This window comes from uncultured Sphingobacterium sp. (assembly GCF_964277905.1).
Lineage (GTDB): Bacteria > Bacteroidota > Bacteroidia > Sphingobacteriales > Sphingobacteriaceae > Sphingobacterium > Sphingobacterium siyangense.
This window is the reverse complement of sequence record NZ_CAXYKD010000043.1, coordinates 66,655-90,115: the sequence shown is the minus strand read 5'-3', so window position 1 is coordinate 90,115 and position 23,461 is coordinate 66,655. Positions and strand designations below refer to the sequence as shown.

Below are 23,461 nucleotides of genomic sequence, written 5' to 3'. Positions count from 1 at the left end.
AAGATGCCTGACAGTTATACCTAGTTTAGACGCTCCATTCTTATATTTTGGAAAGTGTAAGCATGAATCGTCTAAACAAGTTTAAGGTTTTTTTTTGATTTTATTGCAACCGGTTGCAAATTTTTGTAATATTGTATTAAACAAGCAGGTAGCTTGGATAACCAAATTATAATAGTATAAACGACAGACTGAACCATTTCTTCAATCGCATTGGAATATTGATCTGTTTTGTACGTAATATAGTCTTTTTCAAAACACAATACATATGACAACAATTAAAGGTCCTGCCATCTTTCTCGCACAGTTTATCGGTGATGAAGCTCCGTTTAACTCTTTGGACTCAATCTGCCAGTGGGCAGCAGCACTTGGCTATAAGGGTATACAACTACCAACTTTGGATGCCCGTTTTATCGATCTAGAAAAAGCAGCGCTCGATAAAAGCTATGCACTTAATCTAAAAGCTAAAGTACAGTCATTTGGATTGGAAATCACCGAACTTTCAACCCATCTCCAAGGGCAATTGGTGGCTGTGAATCCAAGTTTCGATGATCTATTTGATGCCTTCGCACCACAGCATTTACATGGTAATCCTCAAGCAAGACAACAGTGGGCGATCCAGCAATTAAAATATGCCGTACAAGCTTCCCACAACCTCGGACTTAAAGCGCTAGCAACCTTTAGTGGCGCCTTTCTATGGCCATTTATATACCCTTGGCCACAAAGACCAGCTAACCTGATCGAAACGGGTTTCGCTGAACTTGCAAAATTATGGTTACCCATTCTCGATGAATGTGACTTGTATGATGTTGACCTATGTTATGAATTACACCCTGGAGAAGATCTCCATGATGGTGCTACTTTTGACTTATTTCTCGAAAATGTAAATTACCACAAGCGGGCAAACATTCTCTATGATCCCTCCCATTTTGTTCTTCAATGTCTTGACTATCTTCAATTCATCGACATTTACCATGAGCGAATTAAAATGTTTCATGTTAAAGACGCTGAGTTCAATCCTTCTGGTCGTCAGGGTGTCTATGGTGGCTTCCAGAGCTGGCAGTCAAGAGCCGGTCGTTTTAGATCAATTGGTGATGGTCAAGTGGATTTCAAATCTATATTTACCAAACTCACACAATATGATTATCAAGGCTGGGCAGTACTGGAATGGGAATGTGCATTCAAGAATGCTGAAGATGGTGCGCGGGAAGGCGCGCTGCATATTAAAGACTATATTATCCGTGTTACTGACAAGGCTTTCGATAATTTTGCTGCCGTCGAAACCAATGATAGCCTTAACCGTAAACTATTGGGTTTGTAATTACAAAAGATATCGTCATTAAAAATTCAACTTTATGCGCAATACAAAACTAAAAATGGGCATGGTCGGCGGTGGAAAAAATGCATTTATTGGGGCTGTACATCGTATGGCTGCAGGAATTGATGGTCAGATTGAATTATGTTGCGGCGCACTGAGCGCTGATCCCCTTGTTGCAAAAGAATCTGCCGCGCTTTTAGGTCTTCCAAAGGAAAGGAGCTATGGAAGTTATCACGAAATGATTGTCCAGGAAAGTAAGCGCCCAGCGGATGACCGCATGAACTTTGTCAGTATAGTCACGCCGAATTTTGCTCATTTTGAACCAGCAATGATGGCTCTGGAACATGGCTTCCATGTCGTGCTTGAAAAGCCGATGACTCTGACAACAGAACAGGCCGAATTGCTCCAACAAAAAGTAGCTGAAACAGGATTGATACTCTGTGTTACATACACCTACTCGGCCTATCCGATGGTAAAACAAGCTCGTCATCTCGTCAAAGAGGGCCAATTAGGTTCGATTAGAAAGATTATGGTAGAATATCCGCAGGGTTGGCTCAGTAAGATGATCGAAAATGGTCTTTCTTTGGCCTTTTGGCGGACAGATCCCGAAAAGAGTGGAAAAAGTGGTTGTATGGGCGATATTGGAACACATGCTGCCCACCTAGCAGAATATATTTCAGGTTTAAAAATCACTAAAATGTGCGCCGATCTTCAAACATTTGTGACCGGAAGAAAACTTGAAGATGACGGCAATATATTACTTGGATTTGAAAATGGAGCCACAGGCGTACTATCGGCGTCTCAAGTTGCCGCAGGAGAAGAAAACGCATTAAAAATTAGAGTATATGGTGAACTTGGGGGATTGGAATGGAACCAGCAGGATGCAAATACACTTATTTTTAAACAGCTCGATGCGCCGACCCAGCTATTTCGTGCAGGTCAACAATACCTTTCACCAATCGCCAAACATAACATCCGTCTACCGGCCGGTCACCCCGAAGGATATATAGAAGCATTTGCCAATATTTATAGAAATTTTGCAGCCACGCTATTGGCATCTATGCAAGGTATAGAGCCGCGAGAAGAAGATACTGATTTTCCTACCGTAGCTGATGGTCTGCGTGGCATGAAGTTCCTAGAAACTGTGATTGCCTCGGGAAAATCAACACAAAAATGGACCGATTTTATTCGTTAGATATATACTTACCATAAGTGGCCAATGTCATTTGCTATCTGAACAAACGACATTGGCTGCACACTTTAATTTTTCTGTATTGACTGAGACATCTGGTTCAAATATCCCTCATAGTTTGAATAAGGTTCCTTGATCCTACCATTTGGTTTCAGATAAAGAAATCCTTCCTGATTATCCAAAATGACATTAAAATGGTTCAGAATCTGATTTCCGAATAAACTTGGTCTACCATTAGGTTTGGCCGGATCAGCGGCATTCGTCACAATATCTTTAAATTCAACACCAGCTATTGAAGCATTCAAACGGATAATCTTCCGGTTACTGATCATGGTAAGTGGCTCTAGATCGTCCCAATTGTGACCTATACTGGTAAAATCTTCACCTAACAACATCGTGCCATCACGGCCTGTATCAAAAAGGAACCAAAAATCAAATTGTCGTTGATTATGTCTAAAAGCAGCTTTAAACTTTGGTCGATTTTGTTCGTAAAATATCGGAAGCTTTGTATACTCCTTTGCTTTGGTGGGGAGATCGCGATGAATTACCAATTCCATTTTGTCATAATCGATTTCAATAATGTGATTTCGAAAGAAACTGTTACCAATAATAAGATCTTCAAACGACTTCATATTACCGACCTCTGTCATTGACACATTTTTCCAGACCATAGACCCAATACGCAATTGATTGCCTGGGCTTGTCCGCTCGCTATTGACCCCGTCGGTATTCGAAACTGTCGTAAACGATGAAAATGATAAATCCAGCTGCTTTGAGTTATTTCTATTGACAACACCTGTTCCTGCTCCTAAATCAAACTGTATCGCGACATTTTTCTTGTTAATTGTTCCATTCAGGAAAATCCTTGAGCCAATAAGACGAAAAGGTATTGGCATAGGAAACGGATCATTTTGATCCAATACAGGTAGATCAGGTGGTAGTTGAGCATTTATACGAATGTGACAAGAATCCGTCCCATTCAATAGTACTATAAAATCATATATCGCTCCGGGTTTAGTCATAACAGTTAATTCCTCCTGATCTGTTTTAAAAACGACTGTGCTTTCTTTCGTTGGAATATTCACGAAATAGACATCAGGGTTTGCTTTAGGATCTAATTTCCAGTCGACATGGCAATAGGCGCCGTCTTTAATACTGACTTTCTCAGATGAAGCTTTGATCAAAGGTATCTTATTTTGTGGAAAGACGTTCGTCATCGTAAAAAGAGAAAGAAAAATAACAAAGGTAGCCAAGGCCATATGGCTTTTCCTTTTTTCATAGTGTGTTTTCATAATTTTGTATTTTTTTCAAAATCAAAGAAAAAAAATACCAGACGAAGAGTACACTTTTGCATCCCGACAATGTCCCGACAGCTACCCGACAATTGTATAATAGTCGCTATAAAATACTAATATCGGGCAAAATCCGTGAATTTTCACCTTTATTTAATCCGATCGCATTTCGCAGTATAACGATTATATTCATAAGGATCCAACATAGCGGAATAAGCAATTTCACATTGCTCTTAACACCTAGCCAATCGTTGAGTATAAAAATAACAAGCATCAGTAACACCGCGATTAAGGTAGATACGATTTGTATTGAGATTAACTGACGGACCTTATACGAATGCTGTTTTTTAACAGCATGATTGCAATGGGCACCAAAACATTTAATGGAGGCAATATAGAAAAGGGTAAGGAAGAAAGGTTGATAATCTTGATCCATGTGAGATTTTCGGATTCAGCAGGCATATCATATGCAGAAAACTCCGATTCGTCCACATTCAATGCCTGTGCAAGTGCACGAAGGGTGTAGCCCTTTGGTGGCTGCCCTGCTTCAATCCGCTGAATTGTTCTTACTGAAATACTTGATTTTTGTGCTAGTTCCTCTTGGGTTAAATTGAGTTTCTCACGTAATGATTGTAATTTGTTCATAAACAATAGATCGATCTTACGACCAAATTTACAGAATTTGGCCGTAAAAATTCATCAAATCTAACGTTTATGGTTTCTTGGGAAAGTTAGCATCCTCTTCGGTAACCGTCTGCTCCTCAAACGTTAAAGGAGCTGGAGGTATTTCGGTTACATTACGCTCAATTTCCTGCGTTTCAACGTGCACGGCATATTGGGAGGGTTCAATAGGGATTCCCATTACAGTGGCATACTCCCTTGTGTAAATTGCACCAAAATATAAAATGGCTGCTGTGTAATAGACCCAGAGAAGGATCAGCACAAATGAACCTGCCGCTCCATACGTATCTTGGGTTGCAGAGTGCTCCAGGTAGACTCCAATTAAATAACGTCCCAATACAAATAAAATTGAAGTAAATAAGGCGCCAGCACGTACTGTCCGCCAATGTATATTGACATCCGGAAGCGCTTTAAATATGACACTAAATAACAAGAATATAATTCCGAAGGACAATGCAAAGTTAATCCCATCCATTAACATCACCGTTATGTCCGGGAAATAATGCTGGAGCTGATCTGTAAATGCTAATATTACACCATTTACAATCAATGTAACAACTAACAAGAACCCCAATCCAATTACCAAAGATGAAGACAATAATCTATCCTGAATCAATTTTAACCAGCCTTTTTTCGGCTTCGCCCTTACATGCCAAATCTTATTGATCGAATTCTGTATATCCCCAAAAACAGTCGTTGCTCCTAAAATCAATGTAATACCACTGACAAGCAATGCCAGGTTTGATTTTCCAGAAAGTTGCAAATTCTGAATAACCTCTTGAATCTGTCTTGCGGCACTGCTTCCCACCAATCCACGGAGTTCCAAGAATACTTTCCCTTCAATTGCATCCTCACCATAAAAAATTCCGGCTAAGGCAATCATTAAAACCAATATTGGACCAATAGAGAAAACAGTATAATAGGATAATGAAGCACTATACTTCATCGAATCCTCATTCAAAAATCCCGAGACCGTACTTTTTAAAATTCGCCAATAGGTTTTCACCTTACTTCTACTTTTAGTTCGTTTATCCATGTTCTTGTACTTTGTACTCAAGAACAAAACCATTGAGAAGCGAAGAAAGTTTGTAATTAGTGTGTTTTAATGCGAGTAGTCCGCTATAGTTCCCTGGAGAACCAAGCGATTGTGGTCTACAACTTTAAGACTCAGCGTAATATCTGAAGCGATGGTTTTCAATAATAGAATCGGTGATATTTTAGCTTCATTTGGCCAATCTACCAAATGAACTGCAACATGGGATAGCTCAGCTGTCTTATTGTAGGCCACATTAAGTTTATCAATATCCTTTGACGTGGTCAGCAAACTAAACTCCTTATCTTGTTTTTGAAACCATTGATAAAATAATTTACTGGGGAGGAACCTGCGCATGTCGTTATCTCCACGCATGGCTAATCTTACTTCTGGAACTTTCGTTTCGTAGGGTGTTTTCTCTTCGATCGTTTCGAAATTTTCGTCAACCGCATAATTAATAATGGTATCTGTTTGAATGACCTTGTTTTTCAAAATTTCAATATCGACGTAATTTCCATCCAAATGTGCTATAATAGAATCAGCGGCTATAGGGAGTTCGCTAATTAATTGCTTTAGCTGATTTTTAAGTTGACTATTGGGGATATTGATCCAAGCTTTACCAATGTATTTTGAGGAAACGAGTTCTCTAACAAGATATTCCTTTGGAAAGCTCCAATCTGTTGAGAAAAACTCGCCAGACACATCGAGATGGTCTCCTTTCAATTCAAGCTCAATAAAATTATCCGTTGAAATATCACTATAACGCAGTGATTTACCTGTCAATGTACTTGGACGGTTAATAAATTGTTCGATGGTAACCCGGTCTTCTTTTGATTGAATTAACTGAAGCATTTCTTCTTTCTTTGTATCAAGATCAAAGCCTAGACTTAGCAGCAGGTCATCCCCTTTCCAGATAAATGCGATTTTGCTCGGTTGATGATAGGCATAGCTCACATCAGGGGCTAGATTACTTTCCACAGCACCAACCTGTATCACATCTTTTAGAAAGGTCAAAAATTGTTGCTTATCCTTTAGCTGAAAAAAAGCATAAAAGTTTTTGGGGTGGGGCTCCAAAGCAAAAAGAAATACATTCGCTTTGATATCAATTCCATTGTCTTTGAGTTTACTTAGTTTTTGACCAAAATCTTGCCCCTCTTTCGGCGCTGACTGCCATTTATTAAAAAACTGATTCAAAAGAATATCATCTAATGATACGGTCAACAAAGCCTTACTTCTTTTATGGACCAATGATTTGTAAGATTCTTGCTGTCGTAGTATGTAACCGCCCCAGGCAACGATCGCCAAAAGTACGAGGACAGCTATCGTCCAAAGTATTATTTTTTTAATCATATCAATTGAATCAGTAATTTTTGGTTGTTTATCTCCTAAAAGCTCCTCTGAAAGGTCCCTCAAGCTGAAAAAGTTATATTTCGCAGTATTAGGCGCTCTAAGAAAAACCTAGATTTGAAATTTTGTTCTGAAACAGATTCTATTTAAAATAGACCGATGAATCTTAAAATAGATCAATGAATCGAAGACCGAAACAATGTCTTCTCTTGAAATAGTACAAAATACTAGTTTTCAACAATGCACTTGATACCTTCTATTTTAAATCAATAATAGCAAAAGTATCAAATGCCTGGAGATCTTTTCATCCCTGAAATCAGGGAATTGGGGAATTTAATTAGGTTTCCCGAATTAATCCGTATTCAATAGCCGATTTTACTGCAGCAGTAACACTTTTGGTTTGAAATTTCTCCATTAGATTCTTGCGATGGCTTTCTACCGTATGTGAACTGATAAACAATGAATCTGCAATTTGGTTTGTTGTCATTCCTTGCGCTACGAAAGTAAGCACTTCTTTCTCACGACGTGTCAATTTTGGTACTTGCTTAAGCCCCATTTCCACCTTCTTGTTCAAGATAGCCTGAGTTTTTTCACAGAGATATCTTCTTCCAACAAGAACAGCGGAAATGGCAGCAAGTATTTCATCACCATTTGCATTTTTCTGTAAATAGGCATTGGAACCCTCATTTAAAATGCTGTTGATCACTGCAAATTCATTGTGGACACTAAACGCAATAATTTTTAAATCCTTATTGCTTTCCTTCAGACCTTTAACCAAATCGATACCGTTAGCATCCGGTAGATTGATATCGAGCAGCAATACCAATGGCATATCAGTGGCAATACGATGGAACAGTTCAGTTGCACTGGAATACATACCCACTACTTCAAAATCCTCATGCGCATTTATAATGTTTTTCAATCCCTCAAGTAGCAAAGGGTGATCGTCTGTAATCGCTATTTTTATCATTTTTCCAAAAAGTTAAATCATGGGTAATTCCAATTCAATGGTTGTACCCGCTCCATTCTCCGACATAACCTTCATTTCCCCGTTTAGAAACGAAAGTCTTGATCGCACATTATGCATTCCTGCAGAATGCTGCAAATCGACACTTTCCATATCAAAACCCTTGCCATCATCTTCAATTGTAATGTGTAAACGTTTATTATGTGAAGAAAGCTGTATTAAAATGTTGGTCGCATTAGCATGCTTCAACGCGTTATTCACCAATTCTTGAATAATTCTATACAAAGAAATCTCCTGTTCCGTACTTAGGGTTGATTCAAATTGTAAAAATTCACATTCAACTTGACATGTAGATTGACTCATTCGGCTTGCATAGTCTCTTAAAGTTTCTTTCAAACCATATTTTACAATTAAATCTGGCATAAGATTATGCGCAAGCCGGCGAAGTTCATCGACAGCCCCGTCCAGCAAATCAATGCTTCGATCGATTCCTGCTTTCATGGTTTCTTGCTCCAAAGCATTTTTATTGATGGCTGATAATCCCAATTTGGTACTTGACAGTAAACCTCCCAATCCATCATGAAGGTCGCGAGCAAGACGGGTACGCTCTTTCTCTTCCCCTGCCAACATCGCAGTCAGGTTTTTAATGGCATGTTGTTGATTATTCTTTTCTATCTCAAGCTCATGCAAATGTTCCTTTTGCTTCAATGCCTTTGAACGCTGCCAGTAGGCGTAAAACAACAATACGATCACAATCAAACAACTGATAAATAACCAGATATAGATCGAATTCATCCGTGATTTGAAAGCAATCTGTTTTTTGGAAACATCAAGCTCCTGTAAGCGTTGTTCATTTTCCAGTCGGCTTAATTGCAGATCCTGCTCCTTCTTATCCCGTTCGAGCTGCAATACTTTAAGTTGCTGGGTTCGATTCAATTCATTTAACTTCAAATTCTCCACCAGTTGATGCTGCCTATCATTCAAGGCTTTCATCAACTTGATCTGCTGTTCCTTTTTCTCCCCTTCCAATCGAAGCCGCATTAACTTTTGGTTTTGCAGTTCACGCTCATACTTCAGCTCCAGCTGCTTCGTCTTATCGAGTTTATCCGAATTAAATGCTTTTTCAAATACATCTATGTAGCTTTTTTGATAATTGAAAGCCTCTTCATATTTACCTTCCTCAACACTTACTTCGGCCAGTCTACTAAACAGGCTTAGCCCCACTTGATAATCGTAATGGGCCTCTCTTTGAAGATTGTACAGTGCCTGCTGTAGATATTTTTTTCCTTCCTCACGATGCCCCAATTTGAAAGACTCATCAGCAAGGATACCATAAGCAGGTATTGTAATGGCATATTGCCCCGTTTCAGCAGCAATATCTAAAGCCTGTCTGGCGTAGGATATCGCTTTCTTACCGCCATTATCAGGATAAAACTCATGGTACAGATTCGCCAGATTAACCGAAACATACGCTAGATCAGTCGGATTAACCAAATGCTTCTCATTCTTTTTGATCAAATTATAAGCCTCAAGATAATGTTGTTCAGCTTTCCTCAATAGATCACGATCTGCATTATTCGATCTATACTCCTCTTCAAATAGATAAGCAGCCTGCATGTAGGCGTCAAATAGACTATTGACATTCTTCCCTTCTTTAGCCGTTTCTAACAAAAGAGAAGTATACTTTTCTTGAAAATCATAATTGCGTTGGTTTGCATATATTGCTGTCAGTTCCTTATAAACGGCTAGTTTTCGAGCGATATTTGCGTCAGTCTGTGAAGCTTTCTCTAAAAATGAAATTGCTTTATGAAATTGAGAAACCGCTTCATCCTCCTTATTCTGCCTTGTCATAACCCACCCATCACAATAATACACATAACCTTTAATTCCATTATCGCGGACAATCGGTAGCACAGATTTAGCATGTTCTAAATAATACCGTGATTTTTCATATGCATGATCGTTAAAGCTGTTCATGGCTGCAATACAATTCAAATAAGCATAATATTGCTTGTCAGGATAAATTCTGGCTAGCTGAATATTATCATTAAGCAGTTGACTGGCCAGTACTTTTTCATTATTAAAATATAAGCCCTGCGCATATTTTCCAGTCAATACAAACCGCTCCTTGCTTCCTAAAGGAAGACTGTAATATGATTTCTTTAACTCTTGCAGCTGTTCTTGGGCAAGAATAACACTACAAAAGCACAAAAAAACAAAAAATATTAGTACCGATTTCCAAAAAGTTCGAACATGCCCCATAAAATCAAATCTTGCGTCTAGCTATGTGAATTGGCCAAACTTAGATAAATTTACCCTTATACGCAATTCATTATCTCGAAAACAACTTAACTTCTCGCTGTTATTGACCTAATTAACCGAACCTTACCAAACAAAAAATTGTACCTTTGTAACAATGAAGTACATCTATCTTTTTCTTGCCATAGCCGCTGAGATATTTGCAACCACTTTTCTAAAGAAGTCTGCAGGTTTTACCCTTATAAAACCTACCCTTATCTGTATTGTAGGTTATATTATTGCCTTCTATTTTTTAAGTATCACACTTAAATACCTCCCCGTCGGAATATCCTATGCAATTTGGTCTGGGGTTGGTATTGTAGCCATTACGCTGATTGGTATGTTCTTATTCAAACAGATCCCCGATACAGCAGCCATTATCGGCATGGTCTTGATTGTCGTTGGAGTCATTATTATTAATCTCTTTTCAAAAATGGGCGCACATTAGCTGATCTAAGATCTAAATTTGTACTTTTGTAACTTACATAAATAAAAGGATACGTGTCGTTAGAGAAACTAAAACTTAGCAAAAGATTGACTGCTACGATGACCGAACTCGGTTACTTAGCTCCAAAGGAAATTCAAAGTAGATGCATTTCCAGAATTCTTGGTGGACAGGATGTGATTGCCATCGCTCCGGAAGGTGCTGGCAAAACCACAACTTATGTCTTATCTACCTTGATGAAGTTGAAATTCACAACAGATGAAGCTCCGAAGTTTTTGATCTTGGCGCCTAATGAAGAACGTATCGACGAAATTGTTGAGAGATTCTACCAATTAAGCAAAAATAAAGGTCTTCGCATCATTGGATTACGGGCTTCAGGTAGCATGGAAGAAGAAATCGAAGAACTGGTTGATGGAAAAGATATTGTTGTCGCTACTCCAAATCGTGCAAGAGCGATCTATCTTAAATTGGCCTTGAATCTCAACCGTATTCAGACATTAATTATTGATGATGCTGAAGAGATTATCAAACAAGGAATGCAAAATACAGTAAGGGAATTAGCCGAAAGCTGTGGAAAGGTACAACATTTGGTTTTCAGTACTGTTGAACACCAAAAACTTTATGACATGATCGACAATTTCATGAATGAAAATTGTGCCTCAGTCGAAATAGATGAACTTGAAAATGACACTGTCGACACCCTAGATCTATTATTATATCATGTTCCCAATTTCACAACAAAGATCAATTTATTAAATCTTCTGTTGCAGGATAAAGAAGTATTTCAAAAAGTAGTCGTCTTTGTAAACTCGAAACTTACTGCCCAAAAGTTGGCCAGCAGTTTGTTCAGTAGCAATAAAGAAGAAATTGCTATCCTCAATCCATTGTTCTACGATGATTTTGGCTACGAAACCGTGGAAGATTTCAAGGAAAATAATCAATCTCGTGTCTTGATTATTGCACGGGAAAATACAAACGATGTGGACCTTTCCGCTATTCCATTCATTTTTCAATTTGAGTTACCGAATGAAAAGGAGGAATTCTTAAATCATCTTGTTAAAAATGACGATAATGAAGAATCGGTCGTGTTGACTTTCACAACAGATCTGGAATTACCAATGGTCAAAAAAATAGAACAGGCCGTCGGTAAAAGAATGGATGTTTTGGAATTGCCTGAGGACCTTGCAATCTATAATCCCATCGCCGACAAAAAGAAAAAGTCGAGCAAGGAGGAAGATAAAGAAGATCTTTCCCGTGGCGGTGCTTTTCACCAAAAGAAAGAAAGCAATGCCAAAACCTTTAATTATGGGGGTGGTGAAAAGGCAAAAATGACGATGAAAATGAAAAAGAAATAAAAATAGAAAAGGGAAGTTTTAAGCTTCCCTTTTCTATTTTTATTTCTTGTGCTGACGGATGTATGCTAATCCAATAAATCTGTTTCATATACGATGCCCTATTATTGATTCAGTGAATTCCGAACGCTCATATCCAGAGCGTCCCCGTTAACAATAGCCTACTTTAGAATTTTTTTCAATAATTTAATATACGCATTTGCGATTCTTTCCATACCTTGATCATTTGGATGAGCATAGTCTACAGTCGAATTCAAATCCAGATTAAGCTCTTGGCTCGACAATAAGAAAAGCTGGCGAACCCCTTTCGATTGTAATTTTTCAAACGCAGCTTTCAATGCCCGGCTGCTTTGCTGATACTCTGCATTTTTATCTTCATTAAAGACTTCTGCTATACTCCCCGAGCTATGCTGGGTCAAAATAATAGGTGTTGCAGGATGTTTTTTTCTTAAAAATGTCACCGCATGGACCAACAAAGAATCCAATTGTGTCTCTGTTAGCGATTTCGAAATAGCCAGATTGGGAATACAGTCGAGAATATAGCAGGCGGCATCTTCTTGGTTCATCATATTTAAAATAGGTTGCTCGAGTCGACCATTTCCAGAGAAACATAAATTGATCACCTCGTGATTAAATGCCCTTCCTACCTGACTGGTCCAAGCCAAACCAGGACGGCTTGTACAGGCCCCCTGTCCGATCGAGGTTCCATAGACAACAATAGGCTTTGCTGCTGTGGTATGAGTATACGTTAATTTAGCCGTATTTGGCACACCAATCTTTAACCACTTAACAGTATTGTAGAGCGGAAGATATAAGCGATAATTAAATTTTTCATTGCGCCCAATATTCTTCCACGTATAAGAAATAGTATCCGAGAAATCATAACTGCCATAAGCCCACTTCCATTCTTTCTTTGCCGTATCATAAGCATAAAGATCCAGCCCGCTAACACCTGTTGTTGGCATATGGGGCATATTTAAGCCTCCGGCAACTTGGTATTGAACTGTAATCTCAGGCGAAGAAGTTTGAAAGTCAATATAGAATCCTGCGCTATTCTTACCTAGCTCCCATACTGGTTTACGTACCTGACTTTCCAATTCATCCGGAAGTCTGTTGAAGGCTGAAAGCTTCTGATTCTCCAACCTACCTTCCACATGTTTATCTTCTAGTGGAGAAAACCAACTATAATTCTCCTGCGCTTTAATGGCAGAAAAAGACAACAGAAAAAACGCTGTCAACGCAACTTTTGATAACATATAATAATTTAGCTTTAAGTTTGATATAATTGATTATAAAAAAGGAGCCTATTGGCTCCTTTTTATTGTGATTTATTTATTATACTATAAAATAGCTTGTCTAACTCGTACCAGTTTTTCCATCAAGCCTTCAAGTAAATCCAAATGTAACATATTGGCGCCATCAGATTTCGCATTTGCCGGATCAGGATGTGTTTCTATAAACAGACCGTCAGCTCCCACGGCGATAGCTGCTTTCGCGATCGTTTCAATTAAAGCTGGTTTTCCTCCAGTAACGCCAGAAGTCTGATTTGGTTGTTGCAAGGAATGTGTACAGTCCATCACTGTTGGGACGTTAAAAGCACGCATTTCGGGAATACCTCGATAATCTACAATGAGATCCTGATAGCCGAATGTATTGCCACGATCAGTTAAAAAAACCTTTTCATTTCCAGATTCCACGATCTTATCTACTGCAAATTTCATAGATCCAGCGCTTAAAAACTGGCCTTTTTTTACATTGACCACCTTATTCGTTTTTGCCGCCGCAACCAATAAATCAGTCTGTCTGCACAAAAATGCTGGAATTTGAAGAACGTCAACGTACGCGGCTGCCATTTCTGCCTCTTGGCTCTCATGGATATCTGTCACCGTAGGTACACCAAAAGTTTTCCCTACTTTTTCTAAAATCTTCAGCGCCTTTTCATCACCTATTCCCATAAATGAATCTAGGCGGGACCGATTGGCCTTACGGTAGGATCCCTTGAAAATGTAAGGAATATTAAGTTTATCTGTAATTGTAACAATCTTTTCAGCAATACGCAAAGCGATTTCTTCTCCCTCAATTGCACATGGTCCCGCCATTAAAAAGAAATTCTGCGATGTCCCATTCTTTATTTCGGGAATGTATTTGTTAATCATATAATTATAAAAATATTAATTGCCAAGCTCTGATAAAAATTTGATTCGCATCAATTGGAGATCTTCATAACTGTAATCATCCCCGCCAAGTTCTTTAAGCGCATCATTAATTGAATCAGTCTCCGCTGTCTTAAAATAGTCGTATACCTCATCCTGGCGATCCTCATCAATAATTTCATCAATAAAATAATTGATATTGATTTTTGTGCCCGCATTTACAATCGTTTCTATTTCCTTCAATATTTCCTCATAAGTTATCCCCTTAGCTGAAGCAATATCATCCAATGCTATTTTACGATCGATATTTTGAATAATAGACACCTTTAACGCCGATTTATTAGCTGTACTTTTAATGACAAGATCTACAGGTCTATCGATTTCATTTTCCTCAACGTAGTCTTTAATCAAGGCAATAAATGGAGCGCCAAATTTAATCGCTTTACCATTCCCTACTCCCTGGATCTGTTTCAACTCATCGATGGCAATTGGATAATGTGTACACATTTCTTCCAGCGAAGGATCTTGAAAGATGACAAACGGAGGCAATGACTTCCCTTTTGCAATTTTCTTGCGTAGGTCTTTAAGCATACCCAACAAGACGGTATCTAAGGCTCCTGTGCCGTGCCCTGTATCTTCCGAATTTGTGCTATCTCCCCCTTCAATTGGACGATTCAAAACAAATTTTAGTTGATAAGGGTTATCCAGATAATGACGGCCAATATCTGTCAATTTTAAAAGGCCATAATGATCAATATCTTTTTCGATAAAGTTGTCAAGCACAGCCTGTCTCAGCAAAGATTTCCAATAAATAACACCTTTCTCTTTACCCGTTCCGAAAAGACGATGTTCATCATGTTTATAGGAAGATACGGGTTGATTATTTTGACCCATCATGACGTTGATCACGTGATGATCATCAAATTTCTCACCCTGTTCCTGAATGAAGCCCAGTACATTTTTCAGCGAATCTTCGGCCTCAAAATACTCTTTCTCCGAGCGGCAGTTATCGCACATGTTACTGCAGCCCTGCTCGTCAAAATTTTCTCCAAAATAATGAAGAATTTGTTTACGACGACATACTGCAGACTCCGAATAATCAATAACCTCTTTTAAGATCTGTGTACCGATCTCGCGTTCGGCCACAGGTTTATCTTTCATAAATTTGGTCAGCTTTTCAACATCTTTTTCCGAGTAAAAAGCCAAACAATAACCATCTCCGCCATCACGTCCAGCACGTCCAGTTTCCTGATAGTAACCCTCCATGGATTTAGGAATATCATGGTGAATGACATAACGAACGTCAGGTTTGTCTATTCCCATACCGAAAGCGATGGTAGCCACAATCACTTCGACGTCCTCCATCAAAAATTTATCCTGTGTATCAGCTCTTGTTTTAGCGTCTAACCCCGCGTGGTAAGGTAAGGCTTTGATGCCATTTAGGTTCAAAACCTCACTGATCTCTTCCACCTTTTTGCGGCTCAAACAATAGACAATACCAGTCTTTCCCGATTTGGTTTTGATAAAACGAACAATCTCCTTAACAACATCCTTTTTGGGCCGCACCTCGTAATACAAATTGCTCCGATTAAATGATGATTTAAATAAAACAGCATCATTCATCTGTAAATTTTTACGGATATCCGACTGAACTTTGGGAGTAGCAGTCGCCGTAAGAGCGATAATAGGGATATTGGCACCTATTTCGTTAATTACCTGGCGTATTTTACGATATTCTGGTCTGAAATCGTGCCCCCATTCCGAAATACAATGCGCTTCGTCAACCGCTACGAAAGACACGGTAATCTGATGTAAGAATTCCAAATTATCTTGCTTGGCAAGGGATTCTGGAGCTACATACAGCAATTTGGTCTTCCCGGCGAGTACATCATCCTTAACCTTTGTAATTTCGCTCTTATTCAATGATGAATTTAAAAAATGAGCGATACTATCTTCGCCACCGAATGCACGAAGCTGATCTACCTGGTTTTTCATTAAAGCAATCAGCGGAGAAATAACAATTGCAGTTCCCTCACTCATAAGAGCAGGAAGCTGATAGCAAATTGATTTCCCTCCTCCGGTTGGCATTATTACAAAAGTATCTCTTCGTTGAAGAATACTAGTTATAATTGCCTCTTGATCCCCTTTAAAAGTATCAAAACCAAAAAAATCTTGTAAATTGTCGAAAAGTGATTTTTCTATTTCCATTGCGCCTTGGGCAAAAATAAGATAGATAAATGAAGAAATAATCTTGAAAAATAATCTATTTTTGCAATCTATTCTAATACATAAAAGTAAGAGTATTTTTTGTGAAAAACAACTACGAAATAAAAAATATAGCTATTCAAGCTATTCAAGAAGAAGCCAAGGCAGTAGCTGCTTTAGCTCAATATATTGATGATGATTTTGTTACCGTTGTCGATCGTATTCTAAATTTACAGGGGCGTGTCATTGTAACTGGAATCGGCAAAAGTGCCATTATTGCTCAAAAGATAGTTGCAACGCTAAATTCGACAGGCACACCATCGATCTTTATGCATGCAGCTGATGCTATCCACGGAGATCTTGGTATTATCCAACAAAATGATTTAATTATTGCGATCTCAAAAAGTGGTAATACACCTGAAATTAAAGTACTTGTCCCCTTTTTAAAACAGACAAAGAATGTATTGGTTGCTTTAGTCGGAAATACGGAATCCTATCTCGCTAAAAATGCAGACTATATATTAAATACTACCGTTGAGAAAGAAGCTTGTCCTAACAACCTAGCACCGACTTCAAGTACAACTGCTCAATTAGCAATGGGTGATGCGCTTGCTGTCGTTTTACAAGAGTGCCGCGATTTCACGGATAAAGATTTTGCAAAATACCATCCAGGAGGAGCATTAGGAAAAAAACTGTACTTAAGAGTCGGCGATCTATCCGATCAGAACGGCAAACCTAGTGTCCAACCGCAAGCCACTGTAAGTGATATCATCATCACCATAACAAAGTTTAGACTGGGAGCTGTAGCGGTATTGGATGCTGACCACATACTCGGCATCATCACAGACGGTGATATCCGTCGTATGCTGGAGAAACACACCAATTTAGCAGCAATTACTGCCGCCGATATCATGGGAAAATCACCAAAAATCATCGACAAAAATGAATTGGCAGCCAATGCTCTCCATATTATGCGTGAAAATAACATCACACAACTACTGGTTTCCGACAAAGGGAATTATGCTGGTGTTATCCACATACAGGACCTATTGAAAGAAGGTATAATATAACTGTAATAAAGTTGTTAGATGTACAATAAATTGGCAATAAATATTAAATTTGGCATATCAGTTGTACTATTTTAATCGTAAAGTAATATTTTAGAAGCATGAAAAAGTATATAACAATCTTAGCAGTGATCATTTCCTTTATTGGTTTTTCTTCGATGCAGACAGGACAAGGGGAATTTAAATTCGAAAAAGAAACCCATGATTTTGGCAAAATTCCGGCCGGTACGCCCGTTTCGTATAATTTTAAGTTTTCAAACACAGGCAGTGAGCCAATTATCATTTCAAATGTTGTGCCTACCTGCGGATGTTCTGTAGCAGAATTTACGAAAACGCCAATTAAACCAGGCGAAAGCGGAACGATCAAAGTAACTTACAATGCGGCGGCAAAAGCTCCATTCACAAAGAGTTTCACCGTACAGTCGAACACCAAGACTCCTGTAAAAACGCTATATATTAAGGGTATTGTAGAATAACAATGCTCGTAAATAAAACGAAAAAAGCCACATAATCATGTGGCTTTTTTCGTTTTATTTTGGTTAGCTTTGCACTACTAATTTTAAAAAAACTATAATGCCAGTAATATCAGAAAAAGGGCTGAATATGCCTGCGTCGCCTATTAGAAAGTTGACGCCATATGCTGATCAAGCAAAAAAAGAAGGTAAAAAGATATACCACCTCAATATCGGACAACCTGATATCCAAACACCTGAAGTGATGCTTAATGCTTTGAAAAATATACAGTTCAAAGTGTGGGCCTATACACCTTCTGAAGGTACAGCCTCTTATCGAAATAAGTTAGCAGAATATTATAATAAGCTAAATTATAATATTGAGCCAACAGATATATTAGTAACGAATGGCGGTTCAGAAGCGATTATGATCGCTATGCAAGCCTGTTTAAATGAAGGAGAAGAGATTATCATTCCAGAGCCATTTTATGCAAATTACAATGGTTTTGCGTGTTCCTCTAATGTTGTAATCAAACCAATCATGTCCTATATTGAAAGTGGATTTGCATTACCTTCTATCGCTGAATTTGAAAAAGTAATTACCCCTAAAACCAAAGCGATCTGCATCTGTAATCCAAATAACCCGACGGGTTACCTTTATTCCAGAGAAGAACTCGAAGCTCTTCGTGAACTTTGTCTAAAATATGATCTTTACCTTTTCTCAGATGAGGCCTACCGTGAATTTTGTTACGATGGCAGAGAGTTTATCTCACCAATGCATTTAGAAGGTCTCGAAAATAATGTGGTTATTTTTGATACAGTATCAAAACGTTACTCTGCGTGTGGTGCGCGTATTGGATGTATCATTACCAAAAATAAAGAACTATATCAGACTGCACTGAAATTTGCGCAAGCTCGCTTAAGCCCTTCGCTGGAAGGTCAAATTGCGGGTGAAGCTGCTGTTGATACACCAGACAGTTACTTTGAAGCAGTATCCAAAGAATACACAGCAAGAAGAGATACCCTCGTGAAAGGACTTAACGCCATTGAAGGAGTTTACTCTCCTAACCCAGGTGGTGCATTTTACGTCGTTGCCAAACTACCGATTGACAATGCTGATAAATTCTGCCAATGGATGTTGGAAGAGTTCTCTTACAATAACGAAACAGTAATGATGGCTCCCGCTACGGGTTTTTACAGTACGGAGGGTGCTGGTGTAAATGAAGTACGCCTTGCCTATGTGCTTAATCAAGAAGATCTTAATAAAGCATTGGTTTGCCTAGAGAAAGCTCTTCAAGTGTATCCGGGACGTACAAATTAATAACAAAATAACAGGACTTATGAAAGGCGGGACAGGCATGTTCCGTCTTTTTCTTTTTTATAGTTCCTTCCCATAAACTCCTCTTCTATTTGCATTTAAAAAAAAAACAAAACAAACTTTCGAGGCATCTTGTTCTTATTATAGTAACCAAAACGATTTCATATGGATAAATTGAAGAAATTCCAATTGATGGAAAAAATAGCAAGAGAATTAGAAGATGTCAGAAATAGTCAACAAGCTGTTTTGGAAAAAATAGGCAAAATCGAAGTTGATAACATTGAACTCGGCGATAAGAATATTGAAAAAACAATTCCCGATATCTATCAACGTACAGCAGATAATTCAGATGCTATCAAAGCGCTTCTGGAGTCTTTTCAAGAGCAGACAGCAGAATTCGGAGAGAAAAACAATGTTGGAAAATTATTGGAACAACAGCAGATCAATAGCGTAAAATAGCTAAAAAAGGAGGCCGACTAAATAGTCGGCCTCCTTTTTGTTTTATGATTGTGCTTTTGCAGCCTTAGCTTTTAAATATTCCTCTTCAACAAAATGAAGCTGTTGTTCTGGCGTCAGATTTGAATTATCCAAAACAATAGCGTCTTCGGCTTGTCGTAATGGACTTTCCGCGCGCGTACTGTCGATACGGTCACGTGTAGAAAGATTCTCCACGACTTCTTCTAAAGTCACGTCCTCTCCTTTTTCCGTCAACTCCAAATAACGCCTCGCGGCACGTACTTTAGGGTCTGCCGTCATAAAAATTTTCAGATCAGCATCTGGAAAAACGGTAGTACCAATATCACGGCCATCCATAATAATATTTCGTCTGCTACCCAATTTTTGCTGCTGGGCAACCATAGCAACCCGAACAGCTTTGATTGCACTCACATCGCTGACTTTATCAGAAATATACATCTGACGGATCTCTTCCGAGATATCCTCATCGTTTAGATGAATTTCCGTTTTTATTGCATTTGGGATAAAATCAATGTGGATATCTTTCAGTGCATTTTCGATCGCTTCTTGATCATCCAGCGCTATCTCATGCCGGATAAAATAGAGTGTGACGGCCCTATACATAGCTCCACTGTCAATAAAGGCAAACTTCAGTTTTTTTGCCAAAGCCTTTGCCAGGGTACTCTTGCCGCAGGAGGAAAAACCATCTATGGCGATAATAAAATTGTGACGTCCACTCATTATTCGTTTCCTCCTATGATTACACCGGGACGATTGACTAAAGGAACCTTAGTCAGGTTACCATCCACAATGCTTTCGGGTAAAAAGATATACTTTTTATCGTAAATAATATTATCAATATAAAAACTCAACCAATATTCATTTGTCAACCCGAATACCTGTTCGTCAATCGCTTCAACACGATCGAAAGATTTAGCTTCTATATTTCCAATAAAATGACGCAAAGTTGTTGTTGTTACTTGTCGGCCATCCTTTTCGCCATAACCTTTTGAGCTGATCAGCACATTCTGAATGGCAATGTTCTTGTCATTGATAACATAGACAGTCCAATTTTTTGTCTCCACCGTCTCACCTTCCAAAACAACGGCGATCATAATATCTTTGACAATATTTTCAGGCAAATCTGCTTTCATCCTTATTTAGACTTTGTAGTTTTTTTAGCTGGAGCCTTCTTTGCTGTAGCTTTTTTTGCTACAGTTTTCTTTTCTGTTGTTTTTGCTTTGGTCGCTTTTCCTTTCGGAGCATCCGCCTCAGCCCATTTCAGCACATCCGCATACGTGATTTTTTCAATCTCGGTTCCCTTAGGGATTTTCAGATTTTGCTTACCAAAACGAATAAATGGCCCCCAGCGTCCCTGCTCGATTTGAGCATCTGGATTTTCATCAAAAACCCGAATCACTTTCTCGATATCTTTCTGACGTTTGTCTTTGATAATCTGTATCGCCTCTTCTTCTGTTACGTCCAAAGGATCAACACCTTTTGGTAAGGAGTAAAACGATGAATTGTGACGTATATAAGGTCCAAATCGTCCAACCGCGACAGTCATTTCTTTATCTTCAAATAAACCGACTTTTTTCGGTAATTTGAACAATTCCATGGCATCCTCAAAAGTAATGGTTTCGATCATTTGTCCCTTCCGCAAGGAAGCAAAACGAGGTTTTTCTTCATCGTCGGGAGAACCAATCTGTACCAACGGGCCGAACTTACCAATACGAACCGAAACGGGCTTTCCGGAAACTGGATCGACACCGAGCTCACGTTCATTATTCGCACGATCTGCATTTACTAAAGTATCTTCTACTTCAGAATGAAAAGGTCCATAGAAATCATGTAACATTTTTGTCCATTCGGTCAGTCCATGCGCAATATCGTCAAATTCCTTTTCTACGTTGGCCGTAAAATGAAAATCCACAATACCGTTGAAGTGTTCAACCAAAAAGTCATTCACCACAACACCGATATCCGTTGGAAACATTTTTCCTTTTTCGGCACCGGTTATTTCGGTTTTTGTTACCGCTGTTAATTCGGCATCCTTTAATGTCAGTACACGGTAATCGCGCGATTTACCTTCACGCTCTTCCTTTACAACATAACCGCGGTTTTGAATAGTTGAAATCGTAGGGGCGTAAGTTGAAGGACGGCCAATTCCCAATTCCTCCAATTTTTTCACCAAAGCAGCTTCCGTATAACGTGCTGGAGGTCGTGTAAAACGCTCCGTTGCCGACATGTTTTTCAAAGTCAATGGCATACCAATGGCTAACGGTGGAAGAATAGCATTGTCACTATCTTCGTCCATCGCGTTGTCTTGATCGTCATCCAAGGATTCCATGTAAACTTTCAAGAACCCATCAAATTTCATAACTTCTCCCGAAGCATTCAAATCTTCGGTACGGGTTGAGATGTCGATCTTTGCCAATGTACGTTCAAACTCCGCCTCACTCATTTGGGAAGCAATTGCTCTTTTCCAAATGAGCTCATATAATCTTTTTTCGGATGCATCACCATCAATGGTGTGCTCAGAGAAATAAGTAGGACGAATAGCTTCGTGTGCTTCTTGTGCACCCGATGTTTTTGTTTTATATTTTCTGAGCTTATGGTACTGGTTGCCGTAAGCCGATTTGATTTCCTTTTCAGCAGCCTCAATCGCTGTATCACTCAAATTAACAGAATCGGTACGCATATAGGTAATTCGTCCTGATTCATACAGCCTTTGCGCCACCTGCATGGTGCGGGCAACCGAAAATCCAAGCTTTCTACTTGCTTCCTGCTGTAATGTTGATGTGGTAAATGGCGCCGCTGGTGAACGCTTTGCAGGTTTTGTTTCTAGATTTTTTACTGAAAACAGCGCTGCTTTACAATCTTCCAAAAATTTAGTCGCCTCTGCTTCTGTTGCAAAACGCTGCGGAAGTTCGGCTTTAAAACTATCTTTAACTTTTCCCGTATGAAAAAAAGCAACGATCTTAAAAGCCGCTTCAGGTTCAAATTTATTGATTTCACGCTCACGATCTACAATCAGACGAACCGCGACAGACTGCACCCGCCCAGCAGATAAGGAAGGCTTCACCTTTTTCCATAGAACCGGAGATAATTCAAAACCGACTAATCGATCTAGAACTCTTCGCGCTTGTTGTGCATTTACTAAGTTATAATCTATTTTACGCGGATTGTCAATAGCCTTCAGAATAGCTGGCTTCGTAATCTCATGAAACACAATCCTTTTTGTACTTTCATCTTTTAATCCCAAAGTCTCAAATAAGTGCCATGAGATAGCCTCTCCTTCGCGGTCCTCATCGGACGCTAACCAAACCGTTTCTGCAGCTTTAGCCAATTTCTTCAGTTCACTTACAACCGCCTTTTTGTCGGAGGGAACTTCATACTTTTGTTCAAAATTCTTTTCGGTATCAATTGCATCATCGGTTTTCACCAAGTCGCGAATATGTCCATAACTCGACTTGACCAAAAAATCCTTTCCTAAATACCCTTCTATCGTTTTCGCTTTCGCTGGAGACTCAACTATCAATAAATTTTTCGCCATCTAATTTGAGATTTGTGCAAATAAAGGGAATTCTGAAAGGAATGACAATAATTTCTTGCAAAAAAGACAAAAAAAATAGATTTCATGTCAACAATTAAGAAATTTATCCAAGGACAAAGGACCACGCAACGGAGTTGAGCTCGACACAGAAACGCTGTCAGATCAAGCGAATTTGCCACTCCAACCACTTTGTTTCCGTCTATTTCAAACAAAAACAAATTCATTTAACTTTATTCGGTTTCGAATCAACCTTCATAAAGTTGCAAAATCAAATATTCGAAACAGTTAAAATACGTATAAGTAAAATATATATGTATATTCGCTTATTCAAA

At 38.8% G+C, this 23,461-nt stretch carries 20 protein-coding genes; 8 read left to right on the top strand and 12 right to left on the bottom strand.

The window, feature by feature from the left end; genetic code table 11:
* The first annotated feature begins 265 nt into the window (after positions 1-265).
* Together ACHWSC_RS18820 and ACHWSC_RS18815 are read left to right on the top strand one after the other, a co-directional pair.
* On the top strand, positions 266-1,318 hold the full coding sequence (locus ACHWSC_RS18820) for a sugar phosphate isomerase/epimerase family protein (protein WP_394677782.1): 1,053 nt from the start codon (positions 266-268) through the stop codon (positions 1,316-1,318).
* Between the two features lie 34 nt (positions 1,319-1,352).
* Complete coding sequence (locus ACHWSC_RS18815) at positions 1,353-2,510, top strand: Gfo/Idh/MocA family protein (RefSeq protein ID WP_394677781.1); 1,158 nt, start codon at positions 1,353-1,355, stop codon at positions 2,508-2,510.
* Between the two features lie 65 nt (positions 2,511-2,575).
* Here the strand turns inward: ACHWSC_RS18815 and ACHWSC_RS18810 are convergent, their stop codons facing one another.
* The 6 genes from ACHWSC_RS18810 to ACHWSC_RS18785 form a co-directional block, all read right to left on the bottom strand.
* On the bottom strand, positions 2,576-3,799 hold the full coding sequence (locus tag ACHWSC_RS18810) for a retropepsin-like aspartic protease (RefSeq protein ID WP_394677780.1): 1,224 nt from the start codon (positions 3,797-3,799) through the stop codon (positions 2,576-2,578).
* Positions 3,800-4,114: 315 nt separating this feature from the next.
* Positions 4,115-4,444: a helix-turn-helix domain-containing protein gene (locus ACHWSC_RS18805; protein WP_394677779.1), complete on the bottom strand. Its 330-nt coding sequence runs from the start codon at positions 4,442-4,444 to the stop codon at positions 4,115-4,117.
* 67 nt (positions 4,445-4,511) lie between these two features.
* Entirely contained in the window at positions 4,512-5,516 is a 1,005-nt protein-coding gene (locus ACHWSC_RS18800; protein ID WP_394677778.1) for a YihY/virulence factor BrkB family protein, read from the bottom strand.
* 66 nt (positions 5,517-5,582) lie between these two features.
* Complete coding sequence (locus tag ACHWSC_RS18795; protein ID WP_394677777.1) at positions 5,583-6,863, bottom strand: hypothetical protein; 1,281 nt, start codon at positions 6,861-6,863, stop codon at positions 5,583-5,585.
* A gap of 334 nt (positions 6,864-7,197) precedes the next feature.
* Positions 7,198-7,830, bottom strand: coding sequence for a response regulator (locus ACHWSC_RS18790; protein ID WP_394677776.1), 633 nt, complete (start codon positions 7,828-7,830; stop codon positions 7,198-7,200).
* 12 nt (positions 7,831-7,842) lie between these two features.
* Positions 7,843-10,038: an ATP-binding protein gene (locus ACHWSC_RS18785; RefSeq protein WP_394677775.1), complete on the bottom strand. Its 2,196-nt coding sequence runs from the start codon at positions 10,036-10,038 to the stop codon at positions 7,843-7,845.
* A 205-nt stretch (positions 10,039-10,243) separates the two neighbouring features.
* Between ACHWSC_RS18785 and ACHWSC_RS18780 the strand changes: the two genes are divergently transcribed.
* Complete coding sequence (locus tag ACHWSC_RS18780; protein ID WP_075992835.1) at positions 10,244-10,573, top strand: multidrug efflux SMR transporter; 330 nt, start codon at positions 10,244-10,246, stop codon at positions 10,571-10,573.
* 53 nt (positions 10,574-10,626) lie between these two features.
* Entirely contained in the window at positions 10,627-11,925 is a 1,299-nt protein-coding gene (locus ACHWSC_RS18775; RefSeq protein ID WP_394677774.1) for a DEAD/DEAH box helicase, read from the top strand.
* Positions 11,926-12,083: 158 nt separating this feature from the next.
* On the opposite strand, the gene ACHWSC_RS18770 is transcribed toward ACHWSC_RS18775, so the two are convergent.
* The 3 genes from ACHWSC_RS18770 to recQ all read right to left on the bottom strand — a co-directional run bounded on the left by ACHWSC_RS18770 (position 12,084) and on the right by recQ (position 16,283).
* Entirely contained in the window at positions 12,084-13,178 is a 1,095-nt protein-coding gene (locus ACHWSC_RS18770; RefSeq protein WP_394677773.1) for an SGNH/GDSL hydrolase family protein, read from the bottom strand.
* 84 nt (positions 13,179-13,262) lie between these two features.
* On the bottom strand, positions 13,263-14,078 hold the full coding sequence (gene kdsA / locus ACHWSC_RS18765) for a 3-deoxy-8-phosphooctulonate synthase (RefSeq protein ID WP_394677772.1): 816 nt from the start codon (positions 14,076-14,078) through the stop codon (positions 13,263-13,265).
* Positions 14,079-14,093: 15 nt separating this feature from the next.
* Positions 14,094-16,283, bottom strand: a complete 2,190-nt coding sequence (recQ, locus tag ACHWSC_RS18760) for a DNA helicase RecQ (protein WP_120334126.1) — start codon at positions 16,281-16,283, stop codon at positions 14,094-14,096.
* Positions 16,284-16,384: 101 nt separating this feature from the next.
* Here recQ and ACHWSC_RS18755 point away from each other — a divergent pair, with 101 nt between their 5' ends.
* The 4 genes from ACHWSC_RS18755 to ACHWSC_RS18740 all read left to right on the top strand — a co-directional run bounded on the left by ACHWSC_RS18755 (position 16,385) and on the right by ACHWSC_RS18740 (position 19,576).
* The gene (locus tag ACHWSC_RS18755) at positions 16,385-17,350 is read left to right on the top strand and encodes an SIS domain-containing protein (protein ID WP_075992840.1); all 966 of its coding nucleotides are present in this window, start codon (positions 16,385-16,387) and stop codon (positions 17,348-17,350) included.
* A 98-nt stretch (positions 17,351-17,448) separates the two neighbouring features.
* Positions 17,449-17,823: a DUF1573 domain-containing protein gene (locus tag ACHWSC_RS18750; protein ID WP_075992841.1), complete on the top strand. Its 375-nt coding sequence runs from the start codon at positions 17,449-17,451 to the stop codon at positions 17,821-17,823.
* Between the two features lie 97 nt (positions 17,824-17,920).
* Positions 17,921-19,120 carry a pyridoxal phosphate-dependent aminotransferase gene (locus tag ACHWSC_RS18745; protein WP_394677771.1) on the top strand — a complete coding sequence of 400 codons (1,200 nt, stop codon included), beginning with the start codon at positions 17,921-17,923 and terminating at the stop codon, positions 19,118-19,120.
* Between the two features lie 162 nt (positions 19,121-19,282).
* Positions 19,283-19,576 carry a hypothetical protein gene (locus ACHWSC_RS18740; protein ID WP_075992843.1) on the top strand — a complete coding sequence of 98 codons (294 nt, stop codon included), beginning with the start codon at positions 19,283-19,285 and terminating at the stop codon, positions 19,574-19,576.
* Positions 19,577-19,618: 42 nt separating this feature from the next.
* On the opposite strand, the gene cmk is transcribed toward ACHWSC_RS18740, so the two are convergent.
* Genes cmk through topA form a run of 3 tightly spaced genes read right to left on the bottom strand, consistent with a single transcriptional unit; the run spans position 19,619 to position 23,129 of the window.
* Positions 19,619-20,314, bottom strand: a complete 696-nt coding sequence (gene cmk, locus ACHWSC_RS18735) for a (d)CMP kinase (protein ID WP_313188540.1) — start codon at positions 20,312-20,314, stop codon at positions 19,619-19,621.
* Positions 20,314-20,727: a hypothetical protein gene (locus ACHWSC_RS18730; RefSeq protein WP_046672862.1), complete on the bottom strand. Its 414-nt coding sequence runs from the start codon at positions 20,725-20,727 to the stop codon at positions 20,314-20,316. The genes cmk and ACHWSC_RS18730 overlap by 1 nt, the downstream gene beginning before the upstream one ends.
* Before the next feature lie 2 nt (positions 20,728-20,729).
* Positions 20,730-23,129: a type I DNA topoisomerase gene (topA, locus tag ACHWSC_RS18725; RefSeq protein WP_120334123.1), complete on the bottom strand. Its 2,400-nt coding sequence runs from the start codon at positions 23,127-23,129 to the stop codon at positions 20,730-20,732.
* Between the last annotated feature and the right edge of the window lie 332 nt (positions 23,130-23,461).